Origin of the sequence: Arenibacter sp. ARW7G5Y1, from assembly GCF_003201775.1 — a bacterium.
In the GTDB taxonomy this organism is placed as follows: domain Bacteria; phylum Bacteroidota; class Bacteroidia; order Flavobacteriales; family Flavobacteriaceae; genus Arenibacter.
Genome location: NZ_QJJZ01000005.1, coordinates 284,009 through 309,442 on the forward strand (window position 1 = coordinate 284,009; position 25,434 = coordinate 309,442).

Annotated in this window: 16 protein-coding genes; 7 read left to right on the forward strand and 9 right to left on the reverse strand. The window is 40.0% G+C overall.

The genetic code is table 11. The features are described 5' to 3' along the window. The first annotated feature begins 426 nt into the window (after window positions 1-426). Complete coding sequence (locus tag C7972_RS09905) at window positions 427-1,521, forward strand: GNAT family N-acetyltransferase (RefSeq protein WP_110356003.1); 1,095 nt, start codon at window positions 427-429, stop codon at window positions 1,519-1,521. A gap of 353 nt (window positions 1,522-1,874) precedes the next feature. Here C7972_RS09905 and C7972_RS09915 read toward each other — a convergent pair whose 3' ends face one another. From C7972_RS09915 to C7972_RS09955, 9 genes are all read right to left on the reverse strand, one after another. Further along, window positions 1,875-3,044: an OmpA family protein gene (locus C7972_RS09915; protein WP_110356080.1), complete on the reverse strand. Its 1,170-nt coding sequence runs from the start codon at window positions 3,042-3,044 to the stop codon at window positions 1,875-1,877. Between the two features lie 288 nt (window positions 3,045-3,332). After that, complete coding sequence (locus tag C7972_RS09920) at window positions 3,333-3,797, reverse strand: hypothetical protein (RefSeq protein ID WP_110356005.1); 465 nt, start codon at window positions 3,795-3,797, stop codon at window positions 3,333-3,335. After that, window positions 3,797-4,945: an N-acetyl-alpha-D-glucosaminyl L-malate synthase BshA gene (gene bshA, locus C7972_RS09925; RefSeq protein ID WP_110356006.1), complete on the reverse strand. Its 1,149-nt coding sequence runs from the start codon at window positions 4,943-4,945 to the stop codon at window positions 3,797-3,799. Before bshA ends, C7972_RS09920 begins: the two co-directional genes overlap by 1 nt. 185 nt (window positions 4,946-5,130) lie before the next feature. Beyond that, the gene (locus C7972_RS09930) at window positions 5,131-8,043 is read right to left on the reverse strand and encodes a glycoside hydrolase family 3 N-terminal domain-containing protein (protein ID WP_110356081.1); all 2,913 of its coding nucleotides are present in this window, start codon (window positions 8,041-8,043) and stop codon (window positions 5,131-5,133) included. A gap of 104 nt (window positions 8,044-8,147) precedes the next feature. After that, entirely contained in the window at window positions 8,148-8,630 is a 483-nt protein-coding gene (locus C7972_RS09935) for an ABC transporter ATPase (RefSeq protein ID WP_110356007.1), read from the reverse strand. A 183-nt stretch (window positions 8,631-8,813) separates the two neighbouring features. Then, window positions 8,814-9,605 carry a (Fe-S)-binding protein gene (locus C7972_RS09940; RefSeq protein WP_110356008.1) on the reverse strand — a complete coding sequence of 264 codons (792 nt, stop codon included), beginning with the start codon at window positions 9,603-9,605 and terminating at the stop codon, window positions 8,814-8,816. A gap of 16 nt (window positions 9,606-9,621) precedes the next feature. Continuing rightward, window positions 9,622-10,947, reverse strand: a complete 1,326-nt coding sequence (locus tag C7972_RS09945) for a (Fe-S)-binding protein (protein WP_110356009.1) — start codon at window positions 10,945-10,947, stop codon at window positions 9,622-9,624. An 11-nt stretch (window positions 10,948-10,958) separates the two neighbouring features. After that, window positions 10,959-11,915 (reverse strand): MlaD family protein, encoded by a 957-nt coding sequence (locus tag C7972_RS09950; protein ID WP_110356010.1) that lies wholly within the window; start codon window positions 11,913-11,915, stop codon window positions 10,959-10,961. Window positions 11,916-11,971: 56 nt separating this feature from the next. Next, on the reverse strand, window positions 11,972-13,282 hold the full coding sequence (locus tag C7972_RS09955) for an N-acetylmuramoyl-L-alanine amidase (protein WP_181422851.1): 1,311 nt from the start codon (window positions 13,280-13,282) through the stop codon (window positions 11,972-11,974). Window positions 13,283-13,411: 129 nt separating this feature from the next. On the opposite strand from C7972_RS09955, the gene C7972_RS09960 reads away from it, so the two are divergent. From C7972_RS09960 to C7972_RS09985, 6 genes are all read left to right on the forward strand, one after another. After that, window positions 13,412-16,117 carry a putative LPS assembly protein LptD gene (locus tag C7972_RS09960; RefSeq protein ID WP_110356011.1) on the forward strand — a complete coding sequence of 902 codons (2,706 nt, stop codon included), beginning with the start codon at window positions 13,412-13,414 and terminating at the stop codon, window positions 16,115-16,117. A gap of 143 nt (window positions 16,118-16,260) precedes the next feature. Beyond that, entirely contained in the window at window positions 16,261-19,275 is a 3,015-nt protein-coding gene (locus C7972_RS09965) for a DNA polymerase III subunit alpha (protein ID WP_110356012.1), read from the forward strand. 305 nt (window positions 19,276-19,580) lie between these two features. After that, the gene (locus C7972_RS09970; RefSeq protein WP_110356013.1) at window positions 19,581-20,426 is read left to right on the forward strand and encodes a LytTR family DNA-binding domain-containing protein; all 846 of its coding nucleotides are present in this window, start codon (window positions 19,581-19,583) and stop codon (window positions 20,424-20,426) included. A gap of 261 nt (window positions 20,427-20,687) precedes the next feature. Beyond that, on the forward strand, window positions 20,688-21,878 hold the full coding sequence (locus tag C7972_RS09975) for a cytochrome-c peroxidase (protein ID WP_110356014.1): 1,191 nt from the start codon (window positions 20,688-20,690) through the stop codon (window positions 21,876-21,878). A 19-nt stretch (window positions 21,879-21,897) separates the two neighbouring features. Continuing rightward, window positions 21,898-23,406: a parallel beta-helix domain-containing protein gene (locus C7972_RS09980; protein ID WP_110356015.1), complete on the forward strand. Its 1,509-nt coding sequence runs from the start codon at window positions 21,898-21,900 to the stop codon at window positions 23,404-23,406. Window positions 23,407-23,609: 203 nt separating this feature from the next. Beyond that, window positions 23,610-24,974 carry an aldehyde dehydrogenase gene (locus tag C7972_RS09985; RefSeq protein ID WP_110356016.1) on the forward strand — a complete coding sequence of 455 codons (1,365 nt, stop codon included), beginning with the start codon at window positions 23,610-23,612 and terminating at the stop codon, window positions 24,972-24,974. The last annotated feature ends 460 nt before the right edge of the window (window positions 24,975-25,434 follow it).

Below are 25,434 nucleotides of genomic sequence, written 5' to 3' on the forward strand. Positions count from 1 at the left end.
TTATCGACTCTTAACAAATATCGACTCTATTTTTTGGTATCTTTATCTGTAATGCGATTCATTCCAATCAAAAAAAATACAAATCAATAGTACTGCTATATGGTTGTGGGATTATAATATTTAAAGGATAGTTACAGGATTCGTCACAACTTTGAAATGGCAACCTCTATTTATTACCAATATAACCTTATAAATAGAATAAGAAATAATTACATGTTACCGTATTGATTTTGCACATAAAGCAAGTTTTTTCGATTTCATTATTATGGAAATCAAAGTATTAAAAACTTAATGGGATAATTAATTGGCGTTAATAGACTTATCAAAGTTTTTATGCGTTAAATATAGACCAGCACATTTAAGTACTATGAAATTTGTGCAAAAACTCTTTTTTTCGTAAATTGAACATAATAACCCCCCTATTGTATGGCTGTAGTACTATTTGAGACTGTCATAAAAAATTTGGCTCTTCAGGTCTATCCTCTTACGACCCAAAGTAACCTTGAAAAGTATAAGTCCCTATTAAAGCAATTTCCGAAAAACCCAATGTACAACATAGAATTGTTGTTGTCTAGCAAAAACGAGCATGAAGAGTTAAAGTATTTTGTTTTGATGAAAAACAATACTCCTGTGGTGCTTATGCCTTTTTGGTTTAGAAAAGTCATTTTTGAAGGGAACGAAACTGGTTATAGTGATATAAGCTCACCATATGGCTATAGCGGGCCGTTATACGCCGATAACATTGACAGTGATATTCCTTCTATATTCTGGCAAGAAGTTGATATATGGTATAAAGAAAACAAGGTGGTCTCTGAATTTATCAGATTCAACATGCAAAAGAACTGGATACATTATACGGGGCAAATTAAACCTACCTTGAATAACGTCCGGGGCAAAATACTTCCAGCCGAAGAACAGTGGAACAACTTTAAACCCAAGGTTAGAAACAATTACAGAAAATCGGTTAAGTCCGGTCTGACCAGTATCATTTACCACGATAATATTAATGCTGAAGTCATAGAACAATTTCACGATATTTATACCCGTACTATGAAACGTACAAAGGCAAGTTCTTTGTATTTCTATGATTTGAAATATTTCAAGGATCTCATTTTCAATAACCCTTCAACCTGTGCCATAATAATAGTTTATAAGGATAAAACCCCTATTTCTGCGGAGCTACTTCTCTTATCGGACACTACCATAAATTCATTTTTGGGAGGTACGGACGACAAATACTTTGATACGCGCCCAAATGATTTCCTAAAATTGGAAGTACTTAAATGGGCAAGGGAAAAAGGGTTTACTTATTATTTTCTAGGAGGAGGAAGAGAAAACAATGATAGCCTATACCATTACAAAAAGGATTTCTTCCCTTTGGATGAAGACACTATATTTTATACCGGCAGAAAAATAATTGACAAGGAGGGGTATAACATTTTAGTATCCAACAACCCATATTGTGTAGGTTGTACTTTTGGAAATTATTTTCCTCTATACAGGTGTAATCAAATCTGCTAAATGTGACCTGGACCATCAAAAAGGGTTTCCAATACCAAATTATTACTCCACTTACATAATCTTCAACCCCATAATTAACGAGTCTGTGCTTACAAATTATTTATAGGACCCTTATATCAAAGTGATGCCCTAATATATAAAAACACACTGGCCCTAAATAGGCGTATCTGCAAATGGGTATTGCCATAGATTATATTTTATTGATTCAATATGATTTAAATTATCCTTCCCCTCCCTGGGTTCGGAAAGAATTACTATACAGTTTGAAACTATTTCATTTTGAAAAACTGCTCCCTATAAAAAATGCCCATTGCGTTAGCAATGGGCATTTTTCTTATAAATATTCTTTGAGTTTAAAATGATACTACCTCAAACTCCGATCTTCTGTTTAGTTTATGTTTAGATTCAGGACAGTAGGTATTGTTATCACATTCGTTTGTCAATTGGGTTTCTCCAAAGCCATCTCCAGTTAACCTTGCGGCATCTATACCTTTCTTAGCTATCAAATAATCCAAGGTCTGTTTCACGCGCTTTTCAGATAGCCATTGGTTATATTTCTCAGCTCCTCGGGAATCGGCATGTGCTCCTACCTTTAAGGTCATAGTTGGATTTTCTTCCATTAACACGGCCAACCTATCCAATAATTCCTTGTACGGCTTGCTCAAGTATGAAGAGTTTAGACTAAAGTAAACATTGCCCAAATCCTTAATTTTATTTTCCAATTCTGTCCTTCTTCTGTTCTCTGCATCCAATCTAGCCTGTTCTTCAGCTGCCAGTCGTGCTTTTTCCTTTTCTTGTGCCAAACGTTCGGCCATAAGCCTTGCCTCTTCCTCTGCCTTTTTAGCGGCAGCTATAGAATCGGATACCCTTTGGTTTTCTTCGATCAACGCCAACTTCTCCAGTCCTTTTTTGGACAATTCCTTTTCTATACCAAACCTATATACCACACCAGCGGAATGTTGCAACTGTTTGGTAGAACCCTCCTCAATTCCCCATTTGCCCATGGTATTAAAGTTTAGGCCCCAACGATCATTGAACCAGGTATTAAATCCAAAGCCAGCGTTGGCCGTTGCTCTACCCACGGAACCTATATCACTATAGCCTGCACCCACTTGTAGAAATGGATCGAACCAGCCCGTTTCACCAATAATCTTATTAAGGTCATAGCTTACCATACCATCAATAGCATAGTAATCCCTTTCAACAGTATTAATTGCTCCATCTACCTTCTTACCTACATCATATTTATTGTAAGAACCAATGGCCTTGATACCCAGTCCACTTTTAAAAAATCTACCAATACTGATAGAGGATGGATAAGGAAGTGCATTCCAAGTATCCTTTATACTTAAAAAATCATCGCCAAATGGTGTAGCCGAGTCGTCTACAATATTGTAGCCCACTCCTAAGACCCACGAACTGGCAACAACACTGTCCTTGGCGGTAAGTTGTAATTCTTGGGCGCTACTAAAATTATAGGAAATAGCACATAAAAAGGTAATAGCAAACACATAGGTTTTCATAACATTGTAATTTTGGGATTCTTTAAAATCTTTGTCCAAAGCTATGGCAATGTTAAATGGACACCATTTAAATTCTACAAAAAGCCTTAAAAATCGTTAAGCGGTTTCCTACAAATCATCAATTCAAAAATTCAAAACCGCAAAAATTTTTCGTCCAAGAAAACGGTATTTTAACCGACGAAATAGGCCTATCATTTCAAAGGTAGGATATAGATACCTCTAGGATTCCTAAGTAAATCTAGAATTGAGCCTGTTTAGGGTTTTTATTACCGGCCAAGATGCCCAACCCTATTTCATTTTCCTGAAACTAATTTCTTTAGGGGTCAGGGGCATTTTATAAATGCTAAAGGGTGTGGTGGCAACCTCAGATGCTTTCTTGCTGGAAGGCGTTCGTGCCATTGGTCCAACCGCAATATTATTTTGTGATTCCTCAATAACGTACAATTCTGCTCCTCCAACACCAATGATTGTTCCTGCACAGTATATCAAGAGTTGTTCCTTGTTGAAATCTACCTGCGGAACGGGTAGGCCAGGTTTTCTGGTCTTGTTAATCTGGGCAAAAAAATTCCTCAATGTCTTTACATCCCTTACAACTTGAAATCCTGGTTGTTGCACTCCACTGTAATTATCCTCCAACACCAATTGGAGTTTTATCGTATTTTTCAAGGAACTATCATCCTTATCCTTAGGCACAGCTTTTTGCCCAGAACAGGAAGTTCCCAAAAGACATAAGAACAGTAGTATTGATCGCATTAATTCTGCTGCAAACTTTCGTGCCTTGCCAAAAAGGCTTTTTCATATATTGCTTCATACAGTGGCAATACCTTCAAGATATCAAAATCCATAGCCGCTTTGGCAGCATTGGATTTAAATCTTTCCAGGGTCTCATCGTTACTTAAAATCTTCAGTGCATTCAAAGCCATCTCATCCACATTACCAACATCACTTAAATAACCCGTAACCCCCTGTTTGTTCACTTCAGGAATACCACCCGCATTACTCGAAATTACCGCTACCCTATTGATCATGGCTTCCAAAGCGGCCAATCCAAAACTCTCCGTTTGAGACGGCAGAAGGAAGAGATCCGAAAAACACAATATCCTATCTATTTCATTGCTATTCCCCAAAAAGATAACCTTATTGGTCAACCCGAGTTCCTCACATAAACGTTCAGCCCCTTCTTTTTCAGGCCCCTCCCCTACCATAATCAACTTGGCGGGTATTTGTTTTTGAATCTTATTAAAAATATGGATCACATCTGGAATACGCTTTACCTTCCTAAAATTACTTATGTGGGTTATAATTCTTTCTTCTTCAGAGGCCATCAAGGAACGCTGACAGTCCGTGAAGTGCATACTGTACTTTCTTTTATCTATAAAATTCGGGATAACCTCAATTTCCTTTTTTATATCGAACAACTCAAGAGTACTGTCCTTGAGGTTTTGGGATACAGAGGTAACCACATTGGATTGATTAATACTAAAATTAACTGCAGGTCTATAAAAAGGATGCTTTCCCACCAAGGTTATATCCGTACCGTGCAGGGTAGTAACCATAGGTACATAAATCCCTTCCTCCTCCAACATCTTCTTGGCCATATAACCGGCATAGGCGTGCGGAATAGCATAATGCACATGTAATAATTCAATGCCAAACAACTTAATAGTATCAACCAATTTACTGGAAAGGGCCAATTCATAGGGCTGATAATGAAACAAGGGATACTCGGGTACATGTACCTCATGAAAGTAGATCTTATTGCTCAGCAACTCTAGGCGCACTGGTTGGCGATACGTAATAAAATGAACTTCGTGTCCCCTATTTGCCAAGGCAATTCCCAATTCTGTTGCCACCACCCCACTACCTCCAAAAGTTGGGTAACATACTATAGCTATTTTCATTTATTTATTTTTAATTCAATTTAGAAATCACCAGTCAAACACTGATAGACCCCATGGATCCAAGTGTTGCTGGCACTCCAAAAAAGTCTTAGTCGGTTAAATAGGAATAAAATTTCAAATCGCTTTAAACAAAATAAGTACTTGATATTCCTTAACCCCAGTCAATACTTTTACAAAGTAAAGATTTAATTTATTATCGCTTCATAAATGGCCTTCTGAATCCGCGTTCTCAACCCAGATTTGACCAACAATGTATTGGAAGCCGAGGGGTAAGTTCTATTGGATAAAAAAACATATACCAAATCCTTTTCAGGATCGGCCCATGTGTAGGTTCCTGTAAACCCGCTATGTCCAAAACTTTTTCTGGAAACCAAACTACAGGCCGGTCCCCCACCACGAACTTCCGGTTTGTCAAAACCTATTCCACGCCTCACATTTTGATCACAGAAGTAGCAGGTATTAAATTTCTTCACTGTTCTGGCCTCCAAAAACTGTTGGCCCCCATAATAACCATTTTGCAGGTACATCTGCATAATTTTAGCAACATCATTGGCATTACTAAATAGTCCGGCATGACCGCCTACTCCCCCCTGCATAGCCGCCCCCATGTCATGAACATAGCCCTGTACGGTCTGGTACCTATAATAATTATCTTCTTCCGAGGGTACTATATCTCCCTTTAAAAACTTATCCAATGGATTAAATCCGGTATGTGTGGCACCGATAGGCTTGTACAAAAAATCCTCGGCCAAGCTATCCAACCGCTCTTTATAAGTATCCTCAATATACTTTTTCATTACATAATAAGCTATATCGCTATATCGATATCTATTGGACTTAAGGTGTTGTCTACCAATCCTATTATAGATGGAATCCTTATAAACATCCTTAATGTACAATTGATCTGCCACCTTTAGGGAATAACCACTGGTCGGCTGCTGCCTGTAAAATTCACTGGAAGGTTTTCTTTTGTCATCCAAAGTATCGATATAAAAGGCAATCCAAGCAGGTAATCTACCGTAATGCGACAGTGCCTTAAGGACGGTGACATTTTTTAAGTCGGAATTGGAATAGTCCGGTATAAGTTCCTCAAAGGTATTATTCAAAGCAATTTTGCCCTCCTCCTCCATTTTCATTACCATGGGCAAGGTTGCCAATATCTTGGTTATGGAAGCCAAATCATAAATATGGTCCGGGGTTATTTTTTCGTTCGAATCATAGGTGGGCTTTCCAAACCCTTTGTTGTAAATAACTTTTCCTTTTCTGGCAACAACAATCTGTGCTCCAGGAAACATTAAGGAGTCGATTCCATTTTTAACCATCTCATCCACTCTTGCCAATTTGCTGGAACTTATTCCCACCCTTTCCGGAAAACTATATCCCAACCGCTTCAAAGATTCCAACTGAATGGATGTATTCACTGGAAAGTCGGCATGGGAGCTAACAGGCAAAATCCCTTTGGCCGGAAGGGCTCCAAAGATCACCTGCGCCGTTTTTTCTTGGGCCAATTTACTATTCTGGTATCCAACGACCACCGCGTCTATACTTTCAAAAATCGGCACGTCTAAAAGGGCATAGGGTTTTGCAAATACGGCCAATATAAGATTGGAAGTACGTTCCCTTGCTATTTCCCCTAACCAGGAGAGTTCGTTTTTGGTAAATTTATAGGCCTTCCAAGGGCTTTCGTTACTCTTGTGCAGACCAACGATTACCAGATTGTAATTACTTAACTTTTGCTTCAAGGTCGCTACATCCTTAGCGTTGATCTGTGTTACGGTAGCATATTTATTCAATTCCTTTAGAAAAGGATCACTTTCGGCATCCCCAAATTTCACATAAGCAATTTTCTTGTTTTCCAACTTTTTGATCGCCAATAAGGAAAAGTCATTTTTCACCACTGTGATGGCATTCTCAATAGCCTCTTCGTAAAGCAGATCATCCTCCAAGGAATTTAGATCTTCATATAGATTTTTGATATCTATGGGCCTATAATTGTGAAGGCCCACCTTGTACTTTGCCATTAGTATTTTCTTCACGGAAGTAGCCAATCTATTTTCCGTTATCCTTCCTTTATTATAGGCTTCCATAAGTTTGGACTTGGCTTTGGCAACATCCAAAGGCATTAATAGGATATCGTTCCCTGCCAAAAATGCGGACAGCTCCACCTCGCCTTCCTTGGCAAAATTGGATACTCCCTTCATGTTTAGTGCATCGGTGAATACCAATCCCTTAAAGTTAAGCTGTTCCTGTAATACATCCCCAATAATCTGTTCGGATAGTGATGATGGGTAACCTTCTTTTATTTCTAGGCTCGGCACACTTAAATGTGCAACCATTACACTACTTAGTCCCTCCTTAATCAGTTTTCTATAGGGATATAATTCTATACTGTCCAATCGCTCCCTTGTGAAATCTATTACCGGTAAGGCTTTGTGCGAATCCACTGCTGTATCCCCGTGTCCGGGAAAATGCTTCCCACTAGATAATACTCCCGCTTTTTCCATGCCCTTCATAAAGGAAATCCCTTTTTGGGCCACGTTTTCGCGGTCCTCACCAAAGGATCGATTCCCAATTATTGGATTACGAGGATTAATATTGATATCGATATCAGGGGCAAAATTAATGTGCACTCCCAATCTTTTTGCGTGTTTGCCGATCCGGTTTCCTACCCTTTCCACTAGGGAATTATCTTTTATGGCCCCCAAGGTCATATTCCATGGGAAGGCATAGGTAGAATCCAATCTCATGGCCAGACCCCATTCCGCATCCATACCTATCATGAGGGGAACTTTCGCATTCTTTTGAAATTCATTGGTCAATAGCGCCTGGCGAACGGGACCGCCCGTGGAAAAAATAACTCCCCCAATATGTTGATCCTTGATCAACTTTTTTGTTTTTTCCGTACTGGCCTTATCCTGATCCGAAGTAACCATAACCATGAACAGCTGTCCCAATTTTTCATCGAGGGACATTTGACTATAGGTGGTCTCTACCCAGTTACGTTGAACCAAAGTATCCATGGTAACCAAAGGGTTTATTTGACCTTGTACAGTGTATATTGATATTGAAAATAGTAATATTAGGTAAATTATGCGCATAAAAAAATCCATCTCTGATGGTAACTAAGAATTATTTGAATTATTACACTTATTCGAATAACAGCCTAAATCTATGGTTGAGCTGTATTTTCAACCAGGGCAGCTTACATAAAACGACCGTGCCAGCTTTCTTCAGCCGGTACTTCCCAATGATTCTGGTATTCGTGTTTATTGGTCACCAAATTATTAAATACAATGGTGTTCTTGGAAACGGCCTTTTGCTTGGCCATTTTTTTGAAATCGACCAAGGGTTTGTAAGCCACAAAATCGCCCTGTTTATATGAAACATTCATTTTATCCAACAGTTCCACCTTGTATTTTTGCTCCAGTTGCTGAATAAAGCGTACGGAAGCATCTATGGAACACCCTGTAGCAGCGTTGAGGGTTTGGTCCAATGCAAGGACAATAAACCTGTTATACCTAATTTCATAGCCAGCACGCAAATCGCTTCCATGGGCGGTCCACTCTGCAATGAAGGCATCCAGTTCCTGTCTTAGTTGCTGTAATTCTTCTTGTGAAAAACTTCTACTGGCCTGAAAGATCCAAACTCTAGATTCATCCGGTAATGTGTTAAATTCTACGAGCATTTATTAAATTTTTAATGTTCACCCAAACGATTCTCCAATTAATATTATCGTTCGGTTCTATTCTACCTGGTTCCGATCTTGGTCTGTCTAATTCTAAAGTGTGGTTATATACTTTTATTTTGTAATCTCCGTTTTATCCATTCTTGGTAATCCGGGGATATTGGGCTAATCGTTAAGACAAATTTACAAATCCTCTGCACTGGCAATCAATTCGGCAATATCCATTACCGCCACAGTGGCTTCTTTTTCCTTATTTTTCACTCCATCTGTCAACATAGTGTTGCAAAACGGGCACCCGGCGGCAATTATTTCCGGTTTAATGTCCAGGGCCTGTTCTGTGCGCTCAATATTAATATCCTTACTACCCTTTTCCGGCTCCTTGAACATTTGGGCACCACCGGCACCACAACACAATCCACGTTTTTTACAATTTTTCATTTCTACCAATTCGGCATCCAACTTGCGAATCAGATCCCGTGGAGCTTCGTATACATTATTGGCCCTCCCCAAATAGCACGGGTCGTGAAAAGTAATTCTTTTCCCCTTAAACTTACCACCTTCCATACTGATACGGCCTTCATCCAGCAACTGTTTTAGGAATTGGGTATGATGTACCACCTCGTAATTACCTCCAAGGCCCGGATATTCATTTTTTATGGTATTAAAACAATGAGGGCAGGCCGTTACTACCTTCTTTACCGCATAGGCGTTTAAAACTTCTATATTGGTCACTGCCTGCATTTGAAACAAGAATTCGTTACCGGCCCTTTTGGCAGGATCTCCCGTACAGCTTTCTTCGGTACCCAAAACAGCAAAGCTAACATTGGCCTTGTTCAAAATCTTGACAAAGGCCTTGGTTATTTTTTTTGCCCGATCATCAAAACTTCCGGCACAGCCCACCCAAAACAATACTTCCGGTTGTTGACCTGCTGCAAAAAGTTCTGCCATAGTAGGCACTCTCAATTCATTTTCCATGATAACGGTAATTTCTTTATGACTCCTTGGACCAATTAAGCCTATCCATTTGGTTGAATGGCCATGGTGCTCCATTATTTTCAATATTGCCCATCATATTATTTAAGTCCGACGGTGCGGCCGATTGCTCCATAACCAAATATTGACGCATATCCATAATAATGGACAAAGGGTCTATACTAACGGGACAGGCCTCAACACAAGCATTACAGGAGGTACAGGCCCAAAGTTCCTCATGGGTTATATAATCTCCCAACAATTGTTTTCCATCTGCAACGAACTCTCCTTTATTGGCATCAATATTCTTGCCAACTTCTTCCAACCTATCCCTAGTGTCCATCATAATTTTTCGAGGGGATAATTTCTTGCCCGTTTGATTGGCAGGACACTCACTGGTACAGCGACCACATTCCGTACAGGTATACGCATTCAATAATTGCACCCATTTCAGGTCCATTACATCCGATGCGCCAAATTTTTCAGGTACCGTTGCATTCCCATCGGGTGCAGCAAATGGGTCCGCAGTAGGATCCATCATAAGTTTAACCTCCTTGGTCACGGCCTCCAAATTATCGAACTGTCCCTTGGGTCGTAACTTTCCAAAATAGGTATTCGGGAAAGCCAGCAAAATATGTAAGTGTTTGGAATAATATAAATAATTCAAGAACATTAAAATACCTACAATATGTAACCACCAAGCCGATCTTTCTATCCCTATGACAGAGGAAACGGACATTTCCTGAAACATGGGAGCTATAAACTGGCTCACAGGAAAAGCCCCTGCTTTGGTATAATGCGCCACGTTCATTTGCTGCAATTGATAATCAGCCGCGTTCATAGTCAGAAAAAGTATCATCAGGATCAATTCTATATAAAGAATTAAATTTCCATCTTTTTTTGGCCAACCCTTCATCTCGGGGTTGAGGAATCTCCTCACCTTAATAAGGTTTCTGCGGATCCAAAAAATAACCACCGCTACAATGACCAACAAGGCCAGTATTTCGAATGATCCGATTAAAAAACTATAAAATCCTCCCAGAAAGGCAAATATCCTATGGGTTCCAAAAAGACCATCTATAATGATCTCCAATACTTCAATATTAATAATAATGAAACCTAGATAAACTATGATATGAAGAATTCCAGGTATGGGCCGTACAACCATTTTGGTCTGTCCCAGTGCGATCCTGAACATATTGTTCCATCGTTGCGATTTATTATCACTGGTGTCGGCGGCTTTGCCCAATTTAATATTACGGGCCAGCTTTTTAATATTTTTTGCAAAAAATCCAATTCCCGCAAAAAGTATAATTGCAAAAATAATATTAGGAATATAATCCATATTGTGATTCTCTATTTTTCAGCCGGATCTTCTTCAGGAATGGCGTAGTCTATTTGTTTTTTACCAAATACAGAAACATTTACATAACGTTTTGGATTTAGGCGAAAATCCTGCAATAGCAAATCCAATTCCCTAGAGGCGTCGGCTAGATTGTTATAAAGCGCTTTGTCGTTTACCAATTTTCCCAAGGAACCCTCACCTCCTTCTATTTTCTCCATCATAGCATTAATTTTCCCCATGGTGGATTCAAGTCCTTTTATCGTCTGGCCCAATCCGGCATTGGCCAATGTATCCGAAAGTTTGCTAAAGTTATCGGTAATGGTCCCCAAATTAGTGATTGACTTGTCCAGATCATCCTTGTTCTCCGATAGGATTTGGTTTAAGGAATTAGCGCTTCCCTGAAAACTTTTCACCAATAGGTTCAATCCAGCAATACTTTCCCGTAAGTCCGTTTTGGTTTTTGGATCCAAAATATCATTAAAGTTCATCAACAAAGAATCTGCATTGGTTACCGCTCCTTCTACTTTCATTTGCAAGGGTGTCAGGCGTTGCTGTACCAATTCCGTAAGGCCTGGTCTGGTACTGGATGGCAGTGTATCCCCTGATTTTGCCATGTCGGCACCGTCAAAAACGGGCTTTATCTGTATTCCCTTTCCTCCTATGATTCCCGTGTCGTACAATTCCGCACTACTGTTTTTGGAAAAAGAGAAGCTATTGTCTACCGTAAAGGTGACCAATAGATTCCCAGAGGCATCATTAAATCTTATGTCGTTTACCGTACCTACCGAGAAACCGTTGATGGTAACCTGGGTGCCGGATTGCAAACCTCCCACATGATGATATACCGCATAGAAAGTTTTGCTATTATCAAAAAGAGGTGTGGATTTTAAATAACTAAAACCAAGTATGAATAAAAGGATACCCCCCAAGACTATAATACCCGTTTTTATTTCCCTAGATATTTTCAAAAGCTTTTATTTTCAGTTCCTAACAAAATTAGAAATAATTTTTAGAAGAGTGACTATTATTCAGAAACGTATTTAAGAGCCTCCGTTTCAGAAATACGCACCCCATCCTTATAAGCTACGATATAGGATGTATTATACCCTTTGGCATCTGCGTTGCTCTTAAGAAGTGTGGCTTGGAAATGGGAATCCGTATTCCCGTACATATAGCGATATAAATTTTTGTAAGGCTCTTTGGACAAGGTATTCAACCCTTTAAAATTCTCCGAATGCAATGGAATATTTTTTGAACTTGCAAAAATTTGAACCTTAAAAATAATATTTTCAGATTTCTTGGTCTCGCTTTCAACTGCCTTGGGTTCCTCTTTCTTAATTGGTTCCTTTACTATTTCCTTGGTAGTATTATCCGCTTCATTCTTTACCACTAACACTGTCTTGGGAATATTCTTTACAGGTTTTTGCTCTAGCACCAATTGTTCAGATTTCTTTTCCCCTGAATTGGCCACAGATTTTTCGGCCGATTTCTTAACCTCCCCCTGCTTTGGTTCAGGGGCTACAGGGGTATTGTTCATAGCTATCTGATCCGAACCCGAAATCATCTCGCCCTTATAGGCTAAAATAGCATCGGCAATGGCCTTGCCCATTTCATTATGTCCTTTTGGAGAATTCAAATAGGCCCCTTCATCCTTATTCGTCAAAAAGCCGGTTTCTACCAAAACGCTGGGCATAAAGGTCTGGTGGAGAACTATAAAACCTGCTTGCTTCACTTTTCTATCCGTTCTCTTCAATTTTTTTGAAAAATTATCCTGCATCAACTTGGCAAGGTTGATACTTTGATCCAGAAACTCCTCTTGCATAATGGTGAGCCCAATGATGGATTCCGGGGAATTAATATCGTAGGCCGCATATCGACTCTCATAATTATCTTCCAGATAAATTACCGAGTTTTCCTTCTTGGCTATTTCAAAGTTTTGCTTATTGGCGTGCAACCCCAGAACAAAAGTGCCCGCCCCATGGGCATCGGAACTATGGGAATCACAATGCACGGAAACAAATAAATCCGCGTTGGCCTTATTGGCTATTTCACCTCTGCGGTACAAATCCACAAAAGTATCGTCCTTACGCGTATAGATAACCTTGATATTGGGGTTCCTTTCCAAAATTTCCCCTACTTTTAGAACAATCTTCAAGGCTATATTTTTTTCCAAATATCCGTTCCCCAAATTGCCAGGATCATGTCCTCCATGCCCTGCATCCAAAACCACGACAAATGTTCCGTCATTGTCATCGGTCTCCATATTTTTATCAAAAGAGGTCAGGAAAAATGTTAAAATTATAAATGGAATAATATAAAACCGTTTCATATTCATATAACTAGAGATAATTTGATCTTTTAATTAGGTTAAATTTATTGCAATACCCTACAAGCGGAACAAAAAATATATGTAAGTTTGAACCCAAAATGTAGCTAAACCGTTACAAAAATAGGATATATAGCTTTGCAATCAAATAAACATCATGTACTTTTCCTATTGCTCCTATTATTTGGTGCATTTACTGCATCTGCCCAAGAAGATCAAATCAAGCCCCTGCCCATTGTTGCTTTTAGAGATACTATAAAAGCTCCCCTTTTGCCCGATCCCAAATTGCAGGATACCCTTTTAACAGATACTACAAAAGTAGACTCTTTAAACGGTAAAAAGCCGCTTCTTCTGGACAAAATAAAATACAAGGCCAAGGATTACGTGAAGATGAGTCAAAAAGATCAAAAAATATATCTTTATAACGAAGCCGAACTCTATTATCAGGATACCGAATTAAAGGCCGGAATCATTATAATGGACTATATAAAAAATGAAGTCTATGCCGGGCGCATCAAGGATTCTCTAGGGAATTATACGCAATTGCCTTTTTTTAAACAGGGAACAAATGAGGTGATCCCAGACTCCATACGGTTTAATTTTGATTCCCAAAAAGCAATAATTTGGAATTCCCGAACTGAACAACAGGCCGGATTGGGTCAATTGGGCAGCGATGCCATGAAGGTCTATGCCGAGATAACCAAAAAAGAAAACGATTCCGTTTATTTCCTTAGCGAAGGCAAGCTTACAACCTCCAAGGATACTGTAAACCCAGATTATTATATCCGTGTAAAAAAAGCCAAATTTGTACCCCAAAAGAAGGTTATAGCCGGATTTAGCAACCTATATATAGCCGATGTACCAACCCCCGTGGCACTTCCTTTTGCATATTTTCCTTTAACCGTTGGCAGAACGGCAGGAGTAATGATGCCTACATTTGGTAGTGACCCTACCAGGGGATATTTTTTGCAGAACGGGGGATACTATATTCCCATAAACGATTATGTAGATATTACCTTGACCGGCGATCTATATGCCAATGGTAGTTATGGACTTAGATCCCAATCCGTATATAGCAAAAGATATAAGTATAGGGGAAATGTGAATTTTAGATATGAAAATCTAGTAACAAGTCAAAAAGGATTTAGTGATTACAGTAGATCCACCATTTACAATATACAGGTCTCACATGCCCAAGATGCAAAAAGCAACCCAAATTCCAGGTTTCAAGCCTCGGTAAACCTTGGTAGTAGTTCCTACTATAGGAATTCCTTGTTGCAGCAGAACCTACCGAACACCCAGGTAAACAATTTATCATCCTCTATATCCTACTCCAAGACGTTCCCCGAATATCCTTCCGTAAACCTAAGTTTAACGGCCACGCATAACCAAAATACCAATACCGGGGTAGTGGATGTAACCTTGCCTACCCTGCAAGCCAGTATGGAGCGTATATTCCCTTTTGCGCCACGCGAAGGCATTAAAAAGGGTATCATTCAAAATGTAAACTTTCAATACAACCTCAACGCCAGAAATAGTATTTCTACAACGGAAGAGGATTTTTTAACGAGTAGAATGTTCGAAAATTCCCGTTTCGGTGCCAGAAGTACCATTCCCCTAAGCACCAATTTCAAAGTAGCCAAACATTTTAGCGTAAGTGTAGGTGGCTCCTATGAGGATGTTTGGGCCATAGAAACCTATCAGCGGGGCTATGATCTGGACACAAAAAGGGAAGTTGTCACGGATACCATCAATGGATTTGACCGCTATGGCACCTATAATTTTAGCGCCAGTATCGGTACCACCTTGTACGGTTTGGTAAACTTTGGAGAGGATAAAAAAATTCAGGCCATACGGCACGTTATGCGTCCCTCCATTAGTTATGGCTATACGCCTTCATTCGATCAATATTATGACAGCTATATTGGTGCCGATGATGAATTGGAATTATATAGCAGGTTTGAAGGCACCTTAAACGGCGCTCCGGGCCTAAACAAGTCCAGTTCAATGAGCTTTTCCTTGGGCAACCAATTTGAAGCGAAGGTGCGCGACAAAGATTCCACGGCCACTAAACCGAAAAAAATATCGCTTCTAAGCAACCTTAACCTCTCAACCGGCTATAATTTTGAGGCCGATTCCTTAAAGCTAAGTCCCCTGAACCTCAGTGGAGGAACCAACATTCTCAACAATAAAATGGCCATTAACTTTGGTGCCAGTCTGGACCCCTATGCCATAGATAATAATGGAACCCGCATAAACACCTTTAATGTGGACAATGGCGGAAGCCTATTGAGGCTTACCACAGCAAGAGCCAACCTAAGCTATTCGCTAAGCAGTGAAACTTTTGGAAAAAAGAAAGACGAAAAGAAGGAGGACGATAAAGATGAATACGATTATGTAGCAGCAAGCGGTGGCAGGGATGACGACCTTTTTGGAAGGGCCAACGACTTTAACGAGAATAGGCCTGAAGATGAAAGGGATAAGGATTCCGGAGACGTGGAAAACCCAGTGTATGGCACAAAATTGCCTTGGGATCTAAGATTAGCATACGCCGTAAACTACAGCAATTCCAATAGACAAAACACCATTGGTAGCCATTCCTTAATGTTTTCCGGAAACATTCAACTTTCCCCGAGATGGAAAATAGGTGGTTCTTCCGGTTATGATTTCAAAAATAAAGGATTTACCCTAACCCAACTCCGGTTCGAAAGGGACCTTAAAAGTTTTAGAATGAACTTCAACTGGACACCCTTTGGTACGTACAAACGCTGGTATTTCTTTATTGGAATTAAGAGCTCCTTACTAAAAGACCTTAAATGGGAAAATAGGAGCAAAGCCAACTAATTAAATATTGGTCATGGGAGATTTGCCCAGTCAAGAAGCCCATTGATGACCAAAATTTCAAGGTGTACACTAAGGTGTTTATACCGCTTCCGGTGTTTAACCTATTGACCATTATCGGACCCTTTTTACCCTAATGCCAAGAAATGTACTTAAACTGCCATACATATTACAGCCTTCGATTCGGAACCCTATCCGAGGAGGAATTACTGGAATTGGCAAGAAAGAACCATATAGATCAATTGGCACTTACCGATATCAACAACACTTCGGCTGGATTGAACTTTGTAAGAAAGGCTCAGGAAAAAGGCATTAAACCTATCCTTGGAATCGATTTCAGAAACGGGGTAGATCAGTGTTTTATTGGTTTGGCCAAAAACAACGACGGATACCAGGAATTGAACAATTTCTTGTCCGAACATTTGCACAATGACAAAAAATTTGCTTCTAGAGCCCCTATTTTCAAGCATGCTTTTGTAATATATCCTTTCGAACAAGTATTACTGAATAAACAGGACTCTTTTTTGGAGCATGAGTTCATAGGCATATCTATTAATGATCTTAGAAGGTTACCCTTTAGTAAAATAATGGATCACAAAGACAAATTAGTGGTTCAACAAGCGGTTACTTTTCGCAATAAACGCGATTTTAACGCTCACCGACTACTACGTGCCATTGACAATAACATCCTCCTAAGCAAATTGCCCAAAAATCAGGAAGCCGATCCCGAAGAAAAAATGCTTTCCAAAAATGATCTGTTATCCGCTTTTTCCGAGTATAAATTTATTTTGGAAAACACCGAACAATTAATGCAGTCCTGCAATATCTATTTTGATTTTTCCGAAAATAGAAAACCACAAAACCTTATCTCATACCTTGGTGATACTAAAAAGGACGAGGCTCTCTTGGAAAAATTATGCCAAAAAGGTTTACCTGAAAGGTACAAACATATCAAAATAGGTCCGGAAATACTGGAGCGGCTCCAAAAGGAACTGGACTTGATAAAAAAAATGGGCTTTGTGTCCTACTTTCTCATTAATTGGGATATTGTTTCCCATGCTAAAAAACAGGGCTTCTTTTATGTGGGCCGGGGAAGTGGCGCCAACAGTATAGTGGCTTACCTACTCCATATTACCGATGTAGACCCCATTGAACTGGACCTGTATTTTGAACGCTTCATTAACCTGTACCGTGTAAACCCTCCCGATTTTGACCTGGACTTTTCATGGAAAGACCGCGAAGCCATGACCCAATATATCTTTGAGCGTTTCTCCAACGTTTCACTCTTGGGTACCTATGTTACTTTTCAGGAAAAAGGAGTTGTGCGCGAACTGGGTAAGGTATTTGGACTACCCAAGGAGGAAATAGACATACTATGCGACAGAAAATATAATGTTTCCGAATTGGATGAAGTGGCTTTATTGGTTCTTAAGTACGGGCAACTAATCCAAGGAATGCCCAATTATTTAAGTATCCATGCCGGGGGCATCCTTATCACCGAAAAACCCATTCATCATTTTTCTGCCACCCACCTCCCTCCCAAGGGCTATCCAACCACACAATTCGATATGGTGATAGCAGAGGATGTAGGCCTCTTTAAATTTGACATCCTATCCCAACGCGGTCTGGCCAAAATTGAAGAGACCTTGGAAATAGTAAGTTATAACCAACCATCCGAAATTGGCAGCATAGATATCCATGACATTGTACGGTTTAAGAACGACCCCATCATCAACAACTTGGTAAGGAGCGCCCAATGTATGGGGTGCTTTTACGTTGAATCGCCTGCTATGAGAATGTTGCTGAAGAAATTGGAGGTAGATAATTACTTGGGATTGGTAGCCGCGAGTTCCATAATACGCCCCGGAGTGGCCAAAAGTGGGATGATGCGCGAATATATATTACGCCATCGAGACCCACAACGGGCCAAAGAAAGGGCACATCCGGTAATGCTGTCCATTATGCCAGAAACCTATGGCGTAATGGTGTATCAAGAAGATGTAATTAAGGTAGCCCATTATTTTGCCGACCTCACCCTGGGCGAGGCAGATGTCCTGAGACGAGGTATGAGTGGTAAGTTTCGCTCTAGGGATGAGTTCCAAAAGGTGAAGGATAAGTTTGTGGACAATTGTAGAAAAAAGAGCTATGACGATAAGCTGATTTTTGAAATATGGGACCAGATCGCAAGTTTTGCCGGCTACGCCTTCGCCAAGGGCCATTCGGCCTCCTATGCCGTTGAAAGTTATCAAACCTTATTTCTAAAAGCGTATTATCCTCTAGAATATATGGTGGCCGTGCTGAACAATGGAGGCGGCTTTTACAGTGCCGAATTCTATATCCACGAAGCACGCATGCTGGGAGCCAATATAAATTCTCCCTGTATAAACAAAAGCTTTATGGCCAATTGTATTTATGGAAAAGATATATACCTCGGGTATATGTACCTCAGGGATTTGGAAGAAAAAGTAGTAGAGCATATTATAACTGAAAGAAACTCCAATGGCCCATTTTTGTCGTTGACCAATTTTCTGGATAGGGTCTTTATATCCATAGAACAATTGAGTATCCTTATCCGTATCGGCGCCTTTGGATTCACAGGGGTCAATAAGCACGAACTTCTTTGGCAAGCCCATCTATCACTATCCAAAAATACCAAATTGGACCACCCCAAATTGTTTAATGCCTCCCAGCAACATTTCGAAATCCCAAAACTATACGCCACGGACCTGGAAATGGCTTTTACCCAATTGGAACTTATGGGGTTTACCCTATGCAGCCCGTTCGATATTTTGGCGGAACCGCCCAGCAACACCCTTGGAAAAAGAGATCTGGAGTCTTATCTAGGTAGGAATATTGACATATACGGTTATCTGGTAACCGTAAAAAATACAAGGACCCACCAAGGAACCCGTATGAATTTTGCCACCTTGGTAGATCAACATGGGGAAGTTTTTGATACTGTACTTTTTCCACCCATAGCCGCAAAATATTTCTTCAGGGGAAGAGGTATTTATCGGTTTTATGGAAAAGTGGTCAGTGAATTTGGCTTCCTGAGCATAGAAGTCTTAAAAATGCAAAAACAGGATTATATTCCGGACCCTAGATATGCCGATATGAAAACAAGTGTCTTAAGACAAAATTCCAAAAATAAAAGGTATTGAACCTAGATCCCACCGAAAAAAGGCGGGATCTATCCCCGATCATCAACCATAGACTATATGATAAGGTTCATAATTCTCGGGAATTTCCTAATAAATTGGTATCATCCACCTGGGCATTCCCTGTAACCCATCGCATGCATATCACTAAAATTTATTTAATATTACACTTAACAACTGGTTCCGAAAAGATAATTTCCCGAGAGTATTCCTATAAAAAGTATTTTCACTAGATTGGAGCCAACAAATCAATCGAACCAAGAAAACCTTAAAATTACCATGTCTTGTTTTTGTAATCGGTCCGGCTTATGAGGAAGCGTATAGAAGCAATATTAGGACAGGATATCCCCTATCTGGATTCGGCTGGGAGCAAACTACTCTTGATTGGCTTTATCTGTTTATATTCTTTCATTTTCATAAACATTTACGCCCCTTACAATATAAATAAATGGGGCAAAAATTATTATGCAGAATTTATCCTTATTGGCTTTAGCGTGCTAATCTTCAGTCAGTTTATAATCCGTACTTCCTTGGGGCCCAAAAGATTTAAAATTTATAGCTTGTTACCATGGGGTCTTATGGAAGTGGGCTTAATGGCCCTTATATTCGATCTTGTCTATAGTCCGCCAGCGAGAACAACGCAGGAACAGATTTCGGAATATTTAATTACGTTTAAACAAATAGGTCTTGTAGTAGTGGTACCATATACCCTTTTTTTATGGTATGCCCAGATCCAGCAAAAATTATCCTCGTTTAAAGAGGAAATACAATTTAAAACCAAAAGTACCAATGCAGAAGGAAACAATGCATTGTTGATTCTGAATGGAGAGAACAATAAGGTAGTATTGGCCATTAAATATAAACAGCTATTATATATACAATCCGCAGGCAATTATTTGGAATTTTTCTATTTCACAGGGGAAAAAATCAACAAGGAACTCATTAGAATGAGTTTCAAGGAACTGGAGGAAATCATTGAGGACAACAAGCTAATCCGCATCCATAGATCCTATATGGTCAACACAGTACATATCAACACCGCAAAGAAAACCAAAAAGGGATATCTCTTAAGTATCCAACATGTGCCAGAAGAAAAAATTCCGGTTTCCCTGGGGTATAAGATCGAGTTTGAAAAAGCCCTCCAATCCAAATAAACGCTCTTTTAATCCCAAATAGGGATATTTCATCACAAAAGAACAATAAAATAACAGGGAGTTGGAACCCCATGGTTAATTTGTGCCAACATAAATTATTTGTCAAACTTGATCAGAGGGGTGGCCGCATCTGATTTTTGTCAATATTAGGATTTTTGGTTCAAACAAGGTAAATTAAATGAAACTTTAAATCATTGAAAACCAGTTTAGCTTTTGCTGTTCAAAACGTTATGAAATAACCAAAGACCAACACAGGATCAAATGAAAAAAAGTAGGGTCGTTTTAAAAATAATTATTTCAGTGGCAATTCCAGCTATCTTGGCGCTGGTGTTTTTTGCAGGCCAAAGACCCACTGCCTATTACCCAGTGCCCCTTTTAAAAAGTACCTGCCCTCCCGGGTTTAAACTGAACGCCAATAATGAGTGTATTGCAAGAAATCTCTATAGCCAATACGCCACAACCAACAAGGCGGGTGTAGGAGGCTTAAAATCGGCCTTACCAGAAATCAGGGATGGCTTTTCCCCGCAACAAATCGATTTGGGAAGGTATTTATTTTTTGACCCCATCCTGTCTGTGGACCAAACCATCTCCTGTGCCAGCTGCCACGATCCGAATAAAGGATTTAGTGATGGACTGGCGGTAAGCCGTGGCATAGATGGGCACAAACTAAAAAGGGCCGCCCCCTCCCTGTATAATGTGGGGTATCTAAAAAAACTTTTTTGGGACGGTCGTGCCTCTACTTTGGAAGAGCAAATGTTGGAACCATTGTTTTCCCAGGTTGAAATGGGAAATACACCGGAGAACTTACTCAGTACCGTGAATGAAGTTGATAATTACAAAAAACTATTTGCGGAAGCATTTCCCAATAAGCCCATGGACGAGCCAATACTGCTCAAGGAAATTACAAAGACCATTGCCGCCTTCCAATCCACATTGGTTTCCCTAAATAGTAAATATGACCAATATGCCCATGGTTATGACCAAGCCCTGAACAAAAACGAAATTGAAGGACTCAACATTTTTAGGTCTTTTGTTGCGCGCTGTGCCGAATGCCATACCCCTCCCCTATTTACAAATCAACAATTTGCCGTTATAGGCACCCCTGAACCAGAGGGACTTCCATTGGACCCAGGAGCCGAAATACCGTTCGATGACAAAAGCCTAAGAGGAGCTTTTAAGGTCCCCAGCTTACGGAATATAGCACTAACCGCTCCCTATATGCACTCTGGAAGATTCAAAACACTTCGCGAAACCGTTCAATTTTATACGGACGGGCGTGGACATGCGGTACCGGAAGATGAAAACCTACTGATTCATTGGCATATATGGGAACCTAATTTAACCGATTACGAAATGGATCGCTTAGTGGATTTTCTTAAAACCTTGACCGATGAATCCTTTAAACCAGAAATTCCGGAAGTATTGCCTTCAGGACTTAAAGTATCTACTTAATTAATAACCAATTGGAACAATGAAGAAAAAATCGCCTTTTATAAGGATCATCACCGCCGTTGTACTCATAGGGACAGGTATATTCCTTGGAAAATCGTTCTTTGGACAAAAAAATATAGGGACCGTTCCTATTCCTTCCTCCCTAAAACATAGAAATGTAAGGCTAGCCAATGACTCGGTACAAGCTGTTTACGAACAAGAATTTTCAGGTAAGATCATAGAAGTCAAAAATGGTTCGTCCATTCAAAATGCCGTAAAAGAGGCCAATCCAGGTGACCTAATACGTGTTTATCCGGGAACGTACTCGGAGAACGTTTACATTGACAAGGATAATATTAGCCTTCAAGGGGTGGTGATCAACGGAGAATGGCCAACCTTGGATGGCCAAAAGGAAATAAATGATGCCTTCCTATATTCAGGCAATGGAATTCTAATCGAGAATTTTAAAATAATCCATTACAAAGGCAATGGTATAATGGGCCAAGCCGGTAACAATTTTACAATACGCAACAACTGGATTATAGATACCGGTGTTTATGGCATTTTTCCACAGTATGGCAAAAACGGTTTGGTAGCTCATAACGTACTGAGTAAAATTGCGGATGCTGCCATATATATTGGCATGTGCGATAATGTGGACGTACTGCACAATGAAGTATTTGACAACGTTGCGGGTATAGAGATCGAGAATTCCAGGCACTGTTTGGTGGAAAACAATTATGCGCACAACAATACAGGGGGACTATTGGCATTTGTAACCCCGGGACTTCCCATAAAAACTACCTTTGACGTTATCTTTAGAAACAATTTTGTGGTAAACAACAACCACGAAAACTTTGGTGCCCCCGGGTCTACGGTTTCGGGAATTCCATCAGGTACGGGTATTTTAATCATGGCCGCCGATGATGTGATTGTTGAGAACAATATTATTACCGGCAATAACAACACAGGGATTACCATCGTGGATCTCGCTACTGGGGCGCCCAAAGCCAACGATCCCAATTCCGAAGGAAACCCGGACAGGGTCGTTATTTTGGACAATATTATGTTCGAAAACGGCAACGACCCAACGGGTGAAATAAAGGCCATAATGCTTACCCAAATGGATACCCATGGCCCTGATATTTTCGCCTATGGTGGAGGCTCCGGAAGTACCATAAGGGATAGAAACAAATATCGAACTTTTGGTTTGGAAAATTACGGCATCGCTCAAATAAGCGACACCCAAGATATCCCAACAATGAGGACTCCAGCGCCGGTGCCACCAAGATCGGTTTCCAAAGAAGAATTGGGCGAGCTCACCTATTATGGAGTCTGTGCTGGTTGTCACGCCTTTGGCACTAGACTGATAGGTCCGCCAACAGAAATCCTACAGGCCATTCACCAAGACAACCCACAGGGCATAGTGGATTATATCACTGCTCCAAAAAACCTTAGGGAAGACTATCCGGAAATGCCTCCCCAGGATTATTTATCGGAGGAAGCCAAAATGGCCGTAGCGGAGTATATTCTCTCATTAAAGCATTGAACCAAGGACACAGCTACAAAAAAATAGCTGCATCATTACATTATCAGCGAATTATGATTTCAATTTGGTTCGAAATCAATACAAATGATTGCTATGACAAAAAAAATAAATAGTCAAGTACATTTTGTACCTGATTTATAATATAATATTAATGTTATGCCATATGGGAAGGTTGTGGATGTTTTTTATATTAATTTAATGCCATGAAGATACTGGAAAAACAACGTGAATTTTTTGCAACACAAAAGACCAAAGATGTTCCATTTCGAAAAAATGCCCTAAGGCGATTGCAAAAAGAAATAATTGCCCGTGAAGATGATATTGCGGAAGCCATTTACAAAGATTTCAAAAAACCTAAATTTGAGACCCTGGCAGCAGAAACACAGTTTGTTTTGGCAGAGCTAAAATTGGTATTAAAAAATATTGACAATTGGGCAAGTCCCGAAAGGAAATCGGCCTCCTTGATGAATTGGCCGTCTTCAGATTGGATCTATAGGGAGCCCTTTGGGGCAGTCCTTATTATTGCCCCATGGAATTATCCTTTTCAATTGGTATTTGCCCCAATGATCGCTGCCCTTGCTGCAGGAAATACGGTTGTTGTAAAACCTTCCGAAGCAACACCCCATACAGCGTCGATCATATCGGAGATCATCTCTGCCGTTTTTGAATCGGAACATGTAGCCGTAGTGGAAGGTGGTGTGGAAGTATCCCAAGAACTTTTATCCCAAAAATGGGATTACATATTTTTTACGGGAAGTACCCGGGTAGGTAAAATAGTCTATGAGGCAGCGGCAAAACACCTTACCCCTGTCACCTTGGAACTAGGTGGTAAGAACCCCACAATAGTGGATGAAACGGCATCCATCAACCTGGCCGCAAAACGCATTGTTTGGGGCAAATTCTTAAATGCGGGCCAAACCTGCATTGCTCCAGATTATATACTTGTCCATAAAGAAGTGAAGGACCAGCTTGTGGCTGCCTTAATAAAAAATATCACCAAATGCTATGGAGAAAACATAGAGCAATCTCCCGATTATACCAGAGCAGTTAACAAAGGGCATTATGATGGATTAAAAGATATGCTAGTGGGCGAAAAAATACTTTTTGGCGGAGATTGTAACGATGAGGACAACTACCTATCCCCTACACTGGTAGAGGAGCCCAAATTAGACAGTAAATTGATGCATGGTGAAATTTTCGGGCCAATTCTACCAATTCTTGCCTACTCCAATGAAGATGACATAGATAGGCATATAACGAATTACGGAAAGCCCTTGGCCACCTATATCTTTTCGAACCGAAAATCATTTCAGAAAAAAATAATCAATAAATACAGTTTTGGCGGGGGTGCTATCAATGATACCGTAATTCAAATTACGAATAAAAACCTCCCTTTTGGAGGAGTTGGAGCTAGTGGAATAGGAGCTTATCACGGTAAAAGATCCTTCGACCTTTTTTCACATCATAAGGCCATTGTTAAAAAAGCAAATTGGTTGGATGCACCACTCCGATATCCCCCTTACAACCTGCCCATGTTAATTGTAAAAAAAATAAAACACCTGTTTTAGCCATGCAACCTGGCAGCCAATGATCTACCCTCCCCTATGGCCACTTAACAATCAACTGTGTTTAAGGGGGGTAAACATTGCCTTTGGCCAAATAGTATTGGCATTCTGGTATTTTTAAGATATGTCGATCTATGAATACTTAGTGAGTAAACTATAATAGCCCAGGGGACTATGTACCAATCCCAAAACCCCGTTGAAAAGGCAATGGCCGGCCCAACCCCGACTCCTCAACGAGTTTGTGCCTACAGTAAATGATTCCACAAATTATAGAAACCAAAACAAATGGACACCTCTACAATAAAGCGTACCCCTAATTTATTTTTAACAATCCGTTAACGATTATTATTTATACCTTAGAATTGGCTATTAGATAAAAGGGATTTAGGCAAATGCCTTTCCTTCTTTATTGTCACGCCTTTAAATAACACTATTTTTTCTATGCACATAGCATCTACTTAGT

Coding starts and splice junctions, on each gene's coding strand:
- C7972_RS09975 (WP_110356014.1), top strand. CDS start 20,688: ATGAAAAAAAGTAGGGTCGTTTTAAAAATAATTATTTCAGTGGCAATT.
- C7972_RS09935 (WP_110356007.1), bottom strand. CDS start 8,630: ATGCTCGTAGAATTTAACACATTACCGGATGAATCTAGAGTTTGGATC.
- C7972_RS09965 (WP_110356012.1), top strand. CDS start 16,261: ATGTACTTAAACTGCCATACATATTACAGCCTTCGATTCGGAACCCTA.
- C7972_RS09955 (WP_181422851.1), bottom strand. CDS start 13,282: ATGAATATGAAACGGTTTTATATTATTCCATTTATAATTTTAACATTT.
- C7972_RS09905 (WP_110356003.1), top strand. CDS start 427: ATGGCTGTAGTACTATTTGAGACTGTCATAAAAAATTTGGCTCTTCAG.
- C7972_RS09980 (WP_110356015.1), top strand. CDS start 21,898: ATGAAGAAAAAATCGCCTTTTATAAGGATCATCACCGCCGTTGTACTC.
- C7972_RS09915 (WP_110356080.1), bottom strand. CDS start 3,044: ATGAAAACCTATGTGTTTGCTATTACCTTTTTATGTGCTATTTCCTAT.
- C7972_RS09920 (WP_110356005.1), bottom strand. CDS start 3,797: ATGCGATCAATACTACTGTTCTTATGTCTTTTGGGAACTTCCTGTTCT.
- C7972_RS09985 (WP_110356016.1), top strand. CDS start 23,610: ATGAAGATACTGGAAAAACAACGTGAATTTTTTGCAACACAAAAGACC.
- bshA (WP_110356006.1), bottom strand. CDS start 4,945: ATGAAAATAGCTATAGTATGTTACCCAACTTTTGGAGGTAGTGGGGTG.
- C7972_RS09945 (WP_110356009.1), bottom strand. CDS start 10,947: ATGGATTATATTCCTAATATTATTTTTGCAATTATACTTTTTGCGGGA.
- C7972_RS09970 (WP_110356013.1), top strand. CDS start 19,581: ATGAGGAAGCGTATAGAAGCAATATTAGGACAGGATATCCCCTATCTG.
- C7972_RS09940 (WP_110356008.1), bottom strand. CDS start 9,605: ATGGAAAATGAATTGAGAGTGCCTACTATGGCAGAACTTTTTGCAGCA.
- C7972_RS09930 (WP_110356081.1), bottom strand. CDS start 8,043: ATGCGCATAATTTACCTAATATTACTATTTTCAATATCAATATACACT.